Annotated in this window: 13 protein-coding genes; 7 read left to right on the forward strand and 6 right to left on the reverse strand. The window is 30.4% G+C overall.

Annotated features, from left to right (window positions below; genetic code table 11):
- Positions 1-16 precede the first annotated feature (16 nt).
- Positions 17-262 (forward strand): DUF1456 family protein, encoded by a 246-nt coding sequence (locus tag Q0662_RS03255; RefSeq protein WP_298947124.1) that lies wholly within the window; start codon positions 17-19, stop codon positions 260-262.
- A 137-nt stretch (positions 263-399) separates the two neighbouring features.
- On the opposite strand, the gene Q0662_RS03260 is transcribed toward Q0662_RS03255, so the two are convergent.
- Together Q0662_RS03260 and Q0662_RS03265 are read right to left on the reverse strand one after the other, a co-directional pair.
- Positions 400-771, reverse strand: coding sequence for a DUF3127 domain-containing protein (locus Q0662_RS03260; protein WP_298947125.1), 372 nt, complete (start codon positions 769-771; stop codon positions 400-402).
- Positions 772-785: 14 nt separating this feature from the next.
- Positions 786-1,646: a flavin reductase family protein gene (locus Q0662_RS03265; protein ID WP_298947126.1), complete on the reverse strand. Its 861-nt coding sequence runs from the start codon at positions 1,644-1,646 to the stop codon at positions 786-788.
- A gap of 157 nt (positions 1,647-1,803) precedes the next feature.
- On the opposite strand from Q0662_RS03265, the gene Q0662_RS03270 reads away from it, so the two are divergent.
- Entirely contained in the window at positions 1,804-2,955 is a 1,152-nt protein-coding gene (locus Q0662_RS03270) for a HAMP domain-containing sensor histidine kinase (RefSeq protein ID WP_298947454.1), read from the forward strand.
- An 82-nt stretch (positions 2,956-3,037) separates the two neighbouring features.
- On the opposite strand, the gene Q0662_RS03275 is transcribed toward Q0662_RS03270, so the two are convergent.
- Together Q0662_RS03275 and greA are read right to left on the reverse strand one after the other, a co-directional pair.
- A complete protein-coding gene (locus tag Q0662_RS03275) occupies positions 3,038-3,427 on the reverse strand; it encodes an HIT family protein (protein WP_298947127.1) in 390 nt (129 codons plus the stop codon).
- Positions 3,428-3,610: 183 nt separating this feature from the next.
- On the reverse strand, positions 3,611-4,084 hold the full coding sequence (gene greA, locus Q0662_RS03280) for a transcription elongation factor GreA (RefSeq protein WP_298947128.1): 474 nt from the start codon (positions 4,082-4,084) through the stop codon (positions 3,611-3,613).
- 183 nt (positions 4,085-4,267) lie between these two features.
- Here greA and Q0662_RS03285 point away from each other — a divergent pair, with 183 nt between their 5' ends.
- The 4 genes from Q0662_RS03285 (at position 4,268) to Q0662_RS03300 (ending at position 8,626) form a co-directional block, all read left to right on the forward strand.
- Positions 4,268-4,684, forward strand: coding sequence for a Rieske 2Fe-2S domain-containing protein (locus Q0662_RS03285; RefSeq protein WP_298947129.1), 417 nt, complete (start codon positions 4,268-4,270; stop codon positions 4,682-4,684).
- Positions 4,685-4,743: 59 nt separating this feature from the next.
- Complete coding sequence (locus Q0662_RS03290; RefSeq protein ID WP_298947130.1) at positions 4,744-5,904, forward strand: 5-(carboxyamino)imidazole ribonucleotide synthase; 1,161 nt, start codon at positions 4,744-4,746, stop codon at positions 5,902-5,904.
- 55 nt (positions 5,905-5,959) lie between these two features.
- Positions 5,960-6,439 (forward strand): 5-(carboxyamino)imidazole ribonucleotide mutase, encoded by a 480-nt coding sequence (gene purE / locus Q0662_RS03295; protein ID WP_298947131.1) that lies wholly within the window; start codon positions 5,960-5,962, stop codon positions 6,437-6,439.
- Positions 6,440-6,601: 162 nt separating this feature from the next.
- On the forward strand, positions 6,602-8,626 hold the full coding sequence (locus Q0662_RS03300; protein ID WP_298947132.1) for a M3 family metallopeptidase: 2,025 nt from the start codon (positions 6,602-6,604) through the stop codon (positions 8,624-8,626).
- Between the two features lie 233 nt (positions 8,627-8,859).
- On the opposite strand, the gene Q0662_RS03305 is transcribed toward Q0662_RS03300, so the two are convergent.
- Entirely contained in the window at positions 8,860-10,098 is a 1,239-nt protein-coding gene (locus Q0662_RS03305; protein ID WP_298947133.1) for a glycosyltransferase, read from the reverse strand.
- Entirely contained in the window at positions 10,099-10,572 is a 474-nt protein-coding gene (locus tag Q0662_RS03310) for a heme-binding domain-containing protein (protein ID WP_298947134.1), read from the reverse strand.
- A gap of 134 nt (positions 10,573-10,706) precedes the next feature.
- On the opposite strand from Q0662_RS03310, the gene lpdA reads away from it, so the two are divergent.
- Positions 10,707-12,107, forward strand: coding sequence for a dihydrolipoyl dehydrogenase (gene lpdA / locus Q0662_RS03315; RefSeq protein WP_298947135.1), 1,401 nt, complete (start codon positions 10,707-10,709; stop codon positions 12,105-12,107).
- The last annotated feature ends 94 nt before the right edge of the window (positions 12,108-12,201 follow it).

Below are 12,201 nucleotides of genomic sequence, written 5' to 3' on the forward strand. Positions count from 1 at the left end.
AGTTTACATTTGTATTATGGGATTAACAAACAACGATATTTTTAAAAAATTACGTGTAGCGCATAAATTGCGAGATACAGATATTATAGAAATCTGCAAATTGGTAGATTTTAAAGTAAGTAAAGGTGAATTAGGGGCTTTTTTTAGAAACGAAGACCATCCAAAGTATATGGAATGTGGTGATCAAATTTTAAGAAACTTCTTAAATGGCTTAATTATACATTTACGTGGACCAATGCCAGAGAAAGACGGTAGTCGTTAGTTTTTAGTTTTTAGTTTTTAGTTTTTTTTATAACAGAAAAACTGAAACTGACTAATAATAAAAAAGAGTACAATTTTAAAAATTGTACTCTTTTTTATTGATTATTATTGTCTATCGTCTAAAGACTACTGACTATTTTAGAATGGTAAATCATCTGGTTCTTCGTCAGAAACTTTACTTGCTGGCTCAAATTGGTCTACTGGAGGTAAATTTTGATTTTGAGATGCGGTTTGAGATAAGTTCTCAATTCTCCAACCTTGTACAGAATTAAAGTATTTCGCTTCACCTTGTGGGTTTATCCACTCTCTACCTCTTAAATTAATAGAAACTTTTACATCTTGGCCAACATTATAGCTATTTAACAAATCTGTTTTGTCTTGTACAAACTCAATCATAATCATTTGCGGATATTGCTCGTCTGTAGTAACAACTAATTCTCTTTTTCTAAAACCATTAGAACCAAAAGTTTGTACCTCTCCAATTAATTTTATTTTCCCGATAACTTCCATAATATAAATCTTAACTATTTAATTAAAAGCACTTTCCAAGCACTTTCTACATCATTTTTATTTAAAAACTCTTGCGCAAATGTATGTTTTTTTAGGGTTTCTAACCCAATAAATTGCGGATGTTCTTTTGCAAAGTTATTAACAGTTTCTTTAGTTGGCAACTGTTCTACATTGCCTAACATACCTAAATTATTGCCTGTTAAAATAGGACTATTTCTAATTTCTTTGGGTATTTGATCTACACCAATCCCTAAAGTACGAATGGGTTTGGGTATTTCAAAAAAGCCATCTCTTGCTCTAGAATAGTAGCTACCTCCTGCTCTTGCAACCAAATCTATTTTATGTTGATCTATGCCTCCATTTTCATCTAAAACGTCTTCAGAAATATGCACTTTTACAACTTCGCAAATAATTAAATTTCCTGCTCCTGCTTCATCACCTGTAAAAATAACATCATTTACTTTACACTCTAATTGCACAGGAGATTCTGCAACTCTAAATGGTTTTATTTTGTCTGATTTTAGCATGGTAAATCCTGCTTTTTCAAACTCGTTTACACCTGCTGGATACTCTGTAGAACTTAAAGACATTTGTTGTACAATAGCATAATTTACAATATTAATAACCACTTCTTTTGTTGCCAAAGCATTCTCTAAAGTATGTTTTGTAGTATTGTCTCTAACTCTTCTTGCTGGAGAAAATATTAAAATAGGCGGATTTGCTCCAAAAACATTAAAAAAACTAAATGGTGATAAATTGGGCTTGCCATTAGTATCAATTGTGCTAGCAAATGCGATGGGTCTTGGTGCAATACTACCTAATAAATAACTATGTAATTTTCCTGTTGATATTTCTTTTGGATCTATACTTAACATAAAAATTGTAATTTTTTAAAATGTCTATTAAGGCCCAATTGAGAACTAAATCTTTTAACCGTACCAAAAAAACATTTGTTTAGTAAAAAAATGTCTTGTAAAGATACTATCAAATTAACAAATGAGTTATATCCTTGAAACCTTTATATTTGTTTTTATGAATTTTACAACCAATACCTTTTTCTTTAAAAGAGTTGCTGTTTTAACTTCTTTGGTGATCGTTTCTCTCGTTTTATGGAATACGTTTATCTTTTTCCAAAAATTTAAGAAAGAAGAAAGAATTAAAATAGAAATTTTAGCAGCTGCACAAAAAGAATTGGCAACAAATTCCGATTTAAATGCAAGTGTAGATTTACCTTTAAAAGTAATTGAAAGTAGCAATAACATTCCTATGATTTTGGTAAATGCTAAAGGTGAAATTTTAGAGATACAAAACTTAGATCCTGTAAAGTCTTTAGATAAAAACTATGTAGCGAAACAGTTGCAAATTATGAAGTCTCAAAACAAACCCATAGAAGTAAGTTATAAGGGAAAAAACAAACAATTTGTATATTATAAAGATTCTGAACTACTAGACAAACTAACCTATTACCCAATTGCCTTAATTTTAATTTTAATACTATTTTTAAGTGTAATTTATTTATTTTATAATTCTAATAAAATTGCAGAAACCAATAAATTATGGACAGGAATGGCAAAGGAAACGGCCCATCAAATTGGCACACCTTTGTCATCTTTATTAGGCTGGATTGCCATTTTAAAAATGGAAAAAGTAGATAATAAGTATGTCGAAGAAATAGAAAAAGATGTTAGTAGATTAAACACTATTGCCAATCGTTTTTCTAAAATTGGTTCTACACCCGAATTGAAAAAAGAAAATATTATTACCATTACAAAAACAGCTTTCGATTATTTAGCATCTAGAAGTTCTAAGCAAATTTCCTCTACATTTTGGGCTTCAGAAGATGTTATTTACACAAACTTAAACACAGAGTTATTTGGTTGGGTGATAGAAAATTTACTAAAAAACGCTATAGATGCTATGTCTGGCAAAGGTAGTTTACAAGTAAAAGTAGAAAATACACAGAAAAAAGTAAAAATTACAGTTTCAGATACTGGAAAAGGCATGCCTAAAAAAATGTACAAACAAATTTTTAAACCAGGTTTTACTACAAAAAAACGTGGTTGGGGCTTAGGCTTATCTTTGTCTAAACGTATTGTAGAAGATTACCACAAAGGAAAAATATTTGTCCTAAAATCTGAAGTTGGTAAAGGAACTACTTTTGAGATTTTGTTGGAAAAGTTTTAAAAATTACAAAATATAGAAAGAGTAATTGTAGTTCATAAAAACCAAAAGTTTCTAATAGTATTTGAATTATCAATGTTTCAACTTACTCAAAATTTGCAGCAATATCATTGGCCAAATCAACAAATTCATTATTTGTTAAAGATACTTTTTTAGTAAATTGCGCATCTTCCATACTATTTAAAGGAATTAAATGCACATGCACATGTGGTACTTCTAAACCAATTACAGACATGCCAATTCTTTTACAATCAATTGTTTTTTCTAAGGCTTTTGCTACGCTGTAAGAAAAGTCCATTAAGCTAGCATATTCGTTTTTAGACAAATCGAAAATTTTATTTTCTTCTTTTTTAGGCACCACTAAAGTGTGGCCTTTTGCATTGGGATTGATGTCTAAAAAAGCAAAAAAATCGTTATTTTCTGCTACTTTATAGCTTGGCAATTCTCCGCTAATAATCTTTGTAAAAATACTCATAGTTGGTTTTTTAGTAAATATAAGAAAGAATTCGAATTTATAATTTTAAAATGCTCTTCGTATAAATAAGGACTATAGTTTACAAACTAGTTTAGCCCTGATTGAAATGGCATCCTTTTTATGCTGAACTCGTTTCAGTATAAAAAGATATAATGGAAAGCAGGAAATAGCTTCTTAAAAAAATTACCTAGAAATCTCTACAATTTCAAATTTCATAATGCCACTAGGCACTTTAATTTCTGCAATTTCGCCTACTTTTTTACCTAGTAAACCTTTTCCAATTGGCGAGTTTACAGACAATTTTCCGTTTCTTACATCGGTTTCAGAATCTGCTACCAATCTATATTTAAGCTCCATACCGTTTGCAGTATTTTTTATGACTACATTAGAGTGGATTAATATTTTAGAGGTGTCTAGTTGACTTTCATCTAAAATACGTGCATTTGCTATTACATTTTTTAGTTTTGCAATTTTTGTTTCTAAATGAGACTGCTCTTCTTTTGCAGCATGATACTCTGCATTTTCACTTAAATCTCCTTTATCTCTTGCATCTGCAATTTCTTGTGTAACTCTAGGTCTTTCTACTTGCTCTAATTGCACTAACTCATCTTTCAGTTTTTTTAAACCTTCTGGAGAATAATATGATATATCACTCATAATTTTTTGATTTTAATTCTTTTTTACCTTAAATAAATTATAAGGTAATTTTTATATTTTTCTAAACCACTACTTACTAGGGATTTAAATTTAAAAATCTCATTGCCTTCACAGGAATGAGATTATAACAAATGTACAAAATATTTGTAACTTGCCATCGTTTTAAATGAAAGGAAACCAATTATGATTAAAAAAACACTTATTTGCTTATTGTTTTTATCGCTTTTTTCTTGCGAAGATAATACTACCATAAACGATTGTTTTAGAGGTGTTTTTGTATCTGAAGTTATAGAATTTAGGCTTCCTGTTTATCAAGACCTAATTGTAAATGGTGGTAGCACTACCAATACCATAAATGGAAGATTAATTCATATCATTAGAAACTCATCTTCTAATTATATTGCTTTTGATTTAGAATGTCCTCTTAGAACTTGTAATTCTCCTTTAGATATTTCTAATTTACCAACAATAACTTGTCCTTGTCATGACAAAAAATACAATTATCTAGAAGGTGGCAGAGTTATAGGAGAAGAAGGTTGTAGTATGTTAATGTACAATGTTACACCTGTTGGTAACAACGCTATACAAATAACAAATTAATTTTATAGAATAGTTAGTTAGAGTTATGTATTTTTGTGGAAACACAACACATATTTATCGTGAAAAACTATTTTTCTTCAGATTTTAAATTAGGCATTCTTGGTGGTGGTCAATTAGGTAGAATGCTGCTTGCAGAAACGCAAAAACTAGATATTTACACAACCATTTTAGATAGCAGTACAAATGCACCTTGTGCAGAAATTTGTAACAAATTTGTGGTTGGTAATTTATTAGATTTTGATGCTGTTTACAATTTTGGTAAAACTGTAGATGTTTTAACCATAGAAATAGAAAATGTAAATTTAGATGCTTTAGATAAGTTAGAAGAAGAAGGGTTAATCATTTATCCTAAACCAAAAGATTTACGAGTTATACAAAGCAAAGCAAGGCAGAAAAATTTTTATGTAGACAACCAAATACCTACAGCAGATTTTTCTCACTACGCTTATTTAGAAGAGTTAAAACATTCTTACGAAAACAATATCATCGATTTTCCTTTTGTATGGAAAGCTGCACGTTTTGGTTATGATGGAAATGGAGTTAAAATTGTTAGAAATGTTGAGGATTTAGAAAGCCTACCCAATGTTGAGTGCATTACAGAAAAGTTAATTCCGTTTAAAAATGAATTGGCTGTAATTGTAGCTAGAAATGCTGATGGAGAAACAAACACCTATCCTGTTGTAGAAATGGAGTTTCATCCAGAAGCAAACCAAGTAGAATATGTAATTTGCCCTGCAAGAATAGACTTTAAAGTGGCAGAAAAAGCAAGAGAAATTGCTTTAAAAGTAGTTAGCAAGTTAGATTTTGTTGGTTTATTAGCTGTAGAAATGTTTCAAACTAAAAAAGATGATATTTTAGTAAACGAAGTTGCACCAAGACCACATAACTCTGGTCACTATTCTATTGAAGCTAGCTATACCAATCAATTTGAACAACATTTACGTAGTATTTTAAACCTACCTTTAGGAAATACAGAAAGCAAAGTAGCAGGAATTATGGTGAATTTGGTGGGTGAAGAAGGTTTTTCTGGTGAGGTTGTTTACGAAAAAATTGAAGATATTTTAAAAATTGAAGGTGTTACACCCCATATTTACGGAAAAAAAGAAACGCGTCCGTTTAGAAAAATGGGGCATGTAACCATTGTAAATAAAGATATTGACAAAGCCAGAGAAATTGCTCAAAAGGTAAAAGAAACGATTAAAGTAATTAGTAAACAATAAACAATTGTTAGATAACAATTATCAATAAAATTGATAACTACAAAATGAACGAAAAATGGTAGGAATAATAATGGGAAGCGATTCTGATCTTCCAATAATGCAAGAGGCAATAGACATTTTAGAGAGTTTTGACATTCAGATAGAAGTAGATATTGTATCTGCACACAGAACTCCAGAAAAACTAGTAGACTATTCTAAAAATGCCCATAAAAGAGGTATTACAGTAATTATTGCTGGTGCAGGTGGTGCTGCACATTTACCAGGAATGGTGGCAAGTATGAGTCCTTTGCCTATTATTGGTGTACCTGTAAAAAGCAGAAATTCTATAGATGGTTGGGATTCTGTATTGTCTATTTTGCAAATGCCTGGTGGTGTACCCGTAGCAACTGTTGCTTTAGATGGCGCTAAAAATGCAGGTATTTTAGCAGCACAAATTATTGGAGCTTCAGACAAATGTGTGTTAGATAAAATTATTGCTTACAAAGAAGGCTTAAAATTAAAGGTAGAAAAAGCTTCTGAAAGAGTTAGAAAATAGCTTTCAAAAACAATAAATTCAACTACTTATTTCTTATTTTTATGCCACAAATCATCAAATGCATATTTGTTGATTTGTGGCATCATATTTTTCATTAAACATCAAAGATTTACGATTCAAAAAATAAATTTTGATGATTAAATTTTAAACTTAGAACAACACATGAATCCACTTTTACAAGATTTTAATACAGCGCCTTTTTCTAAAATTGAAGAAAAACATTACAAACCTGCTATTAAAAAAGCCATCAACATTGCTAAAGCAGAAATTGATGAAATTGTAAACAATACAGATAAACCAACATTTAAAAACACAACTGTAGCTTTAGACTTTGCTGGCGAAAAACTAAACCGAATTACAAGTATTTTTTTCAATTTAAACTCAGCAGAAACCAATGATCAAATTCAGAAAATAGCACAAGAAGTTTCACCTTGGTTAAGTGATTTTAAAAATGACATTACTTTAAACGAGGGGCTTTTTAAAAAAGTGAAAACTGTTTTTGATAACCTAAAAAATTTAGATTTAAATGCAGAACAAACCATGCTATTAGAAAAACAATACAAAGGTTTTGCTAGAAATGGTGCTAACTTAAAAGGTGCTGACAAAAATACTTTAAGAGAAATAGATTCAAAACTTTCTAAATTGTCTTTACAGTTTGGCGAAAATGTGTTGGCAGAAACCAATGCTTTTGAGTTGCACTTAACGAATGAAAATGATGTGTCTGGGTTACCAGAATCTGCTAAAGAAGCGGCAAAGCAATTAGCCTCTGAAAAAGGGAAAGAAGGTTGGATTTTTACTTTAGATTACCCAAGTTACATCCCTTTTATGACCTATGTAGATAATAGAGAATTGCGTAAAAAAATAGCAATTGCTGCAGGAAAAAAAGCATTTCAAAACAACAAAAACAACAATAAAAAAATTGTTTTAAAAATTGTAAAACTACGCCATAAAAGAGCCAATTTATTAGGCTATAAAACCCATGCACATTTTGTTTTAGAAGAAAGAATGGCAGAAAACCCAGAAAAAGTAATTTCCTTTTCTAACGAACTGCTTGAAAAAGCAAAACCTGCTGCAAAAAAAGAATTCGAAAATTTAGAAAAATACGCTAAAAAATTAGACGGAATTGATCAATTACAAAAATGGGATGGTGCTTATTATTCAGAAAAATTAAAAAAAGAAATTTTTGATTTAGACCAAGAAATATTAAAACCTTACTTTAAATTAGAAAATGTAATTGATGGTGTTTTTGAAATTGCAAATCGTTTGTACGATTTACAATTTGAAGAAGTTTTTAATATCGACAAATATCATGAAGATGTTAAAACTTATAAGGTAACAGATACTCAAGGAAATTTTATTGCTGTTTTTTATGCAGATTTTCATCCAAGAAAAGGAAAACGTAATGGAGCGTGGATGACATCTTATAAATCGCAAAAAATTAAAAATGGTGTAAACGAAAGACCTCATGTTTCTATCGTGTGTAATTTTACAAAACCTACACCAACCAAACCATCATTACTAACTTTTAACGAGGTAACTACTTTGTTTCACGAGTTTGGGCATGCGTTACATGGCATGTTAGCAAATACAACCTATAATAGTTTATCTGGCACTTCTGTTTCTTGGGATTTTGTAGAATTACCAAGTCAGATTTTAGAAAATTGGTGTTACGAAAAAGAGGCTTTAGAGTTGTTTGCTAAACATTACGAGACTGGAGAAGTAATTCCTATGAAATACATTACAAAAATTAAAGAATCTGCAAGTTTTCATGAAGGAATGCAAACCTTACGCCAATTAAGTTTTGGCTTATTAGACATGAAATGGCATAGTGAAAACCCATCTGAAATCAACTCTGTAAAAGAGTTTGAAATTGATGCTTTTGCCAACACAAAATTATATCCTGATGTTGCAGAAAATTGCATAAGTACTTCATTTTCTCATATTTTTCAAGGAGGATATTCTTCTGGATACTACTCTTACAAATGGGCAGAAGTGTTAGATGCAGATGCTTTTGAGTTTTTCTTAGAAAAAGGAATTTTTAGCAAAGAAGTTGCTACAAAATTTAAAGAAACAGTTTTATCTAAAGGAGGCACCATTAACCCGATGGATTTATATAAACAATTTAGAGGAAAAGAGCCTAAGCCAGATGCACTTTTAAAAAGAGCAGGATTATTAGTAACAAAATAATTTCTCTTGTTTAATTCTATTTTCTTTGAAAAAATCTTCTGATTTATACAACTCTGTTTTTCAAGATTGCTTTTTCTTTAATAATATAAGTTGTTGTAAATCATTTGTTTATTTAAAATTCTCTTGCTATTTCTTTATGCTCAGCAAATTCTTTACCTTTAGATTATAGCCCGTTGGCAATTCTCAGTAAGCAGTTTTACAGGCCGTTTGGTTCTGATAAATGTGTCTGTAAATTATTTATTCTTTTCTTCAATCCATTTACTCATGTATTTGGTTGCTTGCAAAGTTTGATGTTGTAAAACAGACCCCATAAAATTACAAATTCTATGTGTTTCTAAGTTTTGTTGAATTGTATCAATTTTATCGAAAAATAGTTTCCCATGTTTTTCTTTACCGTAAATGGTATTTATAATATCAATTCCGTTTTTTTGTGAAGTTTCCCAGATATTTTTATCTGTATATAGCTGAACTGCTTTGTTTGAAAATTCTGTAAAATTGTCCTCTATAAAGCCATTCCAAGGTAGATTGTTATGCATCCCTTCTGCACCTATTTTTGTAGTAACACTTGGTGTACCACAAAGCATTGCTTCTGTTAATTTACCTTTAATACCTGCTCCAAAATTTAAAGGCGCTAAAACTACTTTTGCATTTTTTACTACTTGGTTTGCATCTTTTGCAAATCCTTTAATTAAAAAGCCTTCTTTTTGGTTGTGCAAATCTTGTATTTGTTGATTTATATAAGCACCATAAATGTGTAACTCTGCATTAGGAATTTGTTTTTTAATACGAAACCAAACTTCTTTTTTTAAAGTTAAAACAGCATTTACATTGGGTTTATGAAAAAAGTTTCCTATAAATATAAAGTGCTGTCTATCACCAAAGTTTTTCCATTTTTCTTGTTGATATTTGCTAATCTCATCAAACAAAAAGGGTAAATACATTACAATAGCTTCATCAATTTTAAAGAGATTTTTTAATAAATCCATTTCGAAAGTCGAAATTATTAAAGACAAATCGCATCGTAAAATAGACGCGATTTCTCTTTTGGTAATATCTTGTTTCAACAACTCATCTGTAGTAAAATTAATTTTATTCTTTACACAAAGCTCTCTTGTTTTTCGCAAACAATGTAAATCTTCTGTATCTAAAATTCTAAGTGCTTTAGGGCAGTATTCTGCAACTCGCCAACCAAATTGTTCTTCGGTCATAAACCTATCAAACAATACAATATTAGGTTGCAATTCTTTTATAAAATCATCAAAAGAAGTATGATTCAATTGTATGGTAACCTCTTTAACACCCAAAGAAGTTAAGTCTATTGCTTTTTCACTTTTTAAAGAAGTAGCTGCAAAAATTATCTTATCAGCTCTTTTTAAAAATTGATGAATTAACTGCAACATTCGTTTTCCTGCTGCAGAAGAATTGGGCTCTACCCAAACTGTACCAATAATTAAAACAGTTTGTTTTTGCACCTATTTAACAGACATTTGTTGCTTGTAATCTGCTTGTACTTTTTTACCCCAAGCTACAACAGTTGCAATTTGCTTTTCTGTTAAATTTGCTTCAGAGTGTGTCCAAGTATAAGAATTTAAAGGCATTTCTCCTTTTTCAACTTCTTCATATAACTCGTCCATTTTATGTTCTTTTCTTTTTAAAGAATACTCACTCCATTTAGAAAAGTTTAAATGTTTTTTTCCATCTTTTACATGCTCATCTAACCAATAATTTATAGGAGTAATTTTATCATACCAAGGATATCTTGTTTTTGCAGAATGGCAATCAAAACAAGTAGTTTCTAATATTTTTTTTACATCTGCTGGCGGATTTGTTTCCACTAAAAATGTGTTTACAGTAGCAATATCTCCATCATTTTTTTCTGGACCAAAAAATTGAGCTATCAGTAAAACAACTAAAAGAAAAACGAGTATTTTTTTTATAATTTTCATTGGTAAATTTTAAGGATAATTTATACTGTAAAACTACTAAATTCTTACTTTATTCTGTGAAAATATCCGTATTTTTGTCAACTATTATTAAAAAACGAACCAAAAGGTTACAGAATACGCAAAAAAAAGTACTCATGAAATACGATATTATTGTAATTGGCTCAGGACCTGGTGGATATATTTCTGCTGTTAGAGCATCACAATTAGGTAAAAAAGTAGCAATTATAGAAAAATACGCCACTCTTGGTGGAACCTGTTTAAATGTTGGTTGCATTCCATCTAAAGCATTATTAGACTCTTCGCATCATTATTACGATGCTATTCATCATTTTGAAGAACATGGTATTTCTGTAGAAAAACCGAGTTTTGATTTTGGTAAAATGGTAGAAAGAAAAGCCAAAGTTGTAGAAACTACAACAGGAGGAATCAAATATTTGATGGACAAAAATAACATCGATGTTTTTGAAGGTTTGGGTTCTTTTGAAGATAAAACGCATGTAAAAATCACTAAAAATGATGGTTCATCTAAAGTAATAGAAGGTACTAATATTATTATCGCAACAGGTTCTAAACCAGCAACTTTACCATTTATAGAAATTGATAAAGAACGTATTATTACATCAACAGAAGCTTTAAAATTACCCGAATTACCAAAACATTTAATTGTTATAGGTGGTGGTGTAATTGGTTTAGAGCTAGGCTCTGTGTACAAACGCCTAGGTGCAAATGTAACTGTGGTAGAGTATGCTCCAAAAATTACACCAACTATGGATGCTGATGTTTCAAAGGAATTACAAAAAGTGTTAAAGAAACAAGGTATTAAATTCAACGTAAGCCACGGTGTTACAGCTGTAGAAAGAAAAGGTGACGAAATAATTGTAAAAGCAAACAATAAAAAAGGAGAAGAAGTAACTTTTACGGGAGATTATTGTTTAGTTGCTGTTGGTAGAAAAGCATATACCGAAGGTTTAGGTTTAGAAAAAGTAGGTGTAGAAGTTAATGAACGTGGTCAGATTTCTGTAAACAATCATTTACAAACCAACGTTTCTAATATTTACGCCATTGGCGATGTTGTTAAAGGTGCAATGTTAGCACACAAAGCTGAAGAAGAAGGCGTTGTTGTTGCAGAATATTTAGCTGGTGAAAAGCCACATATAGATTATAACTTAATTCCTGGCATTGTTTACACTTGGCCAGAAGTTGCTGCAGTTGGTAAAACTGAAGACGAATTAAAAGAGTCAAAAATTGACTACAAATCTGGTAAATTTTCGATGAGAGCTTTGGGTAGATCTCGTGCAAGTGGAGATATTGATGGTTTTGTAAAAGTTTTAGCAGATAAAAATACAGACGAAATTTTAGGAGTTCATATGGTAGGTGCTAGAGTTGCAGATTTAATTATGGAAGCTGCTGTAGCTATGGAATATAGAGCCTCTGCAGAAGATTTGGCAAGAATTTGTCATGGACATCCAACCTATTCTGAGGCTGTAAAAGAAGCTGCAAAAGCTGCTTGGGATGGCAAACCTTTAAATGCCTAAAACGCATTTTTATAACTATTTTAAAAGCAACCATTTTTTGGTTGCTTTTTGTTTTGATAAAGTTTCTTACATTTAGCAAATGAAAAAATTCCTA

It is taken from the genome of uncultured Polaribacter sp. (assembly GCF_947503855.1).
GTDB lineage: Bacteria > Bacteroidota > Bacteroidia > Flavobacteriales > Flavobacteriaceae > Polaribacter.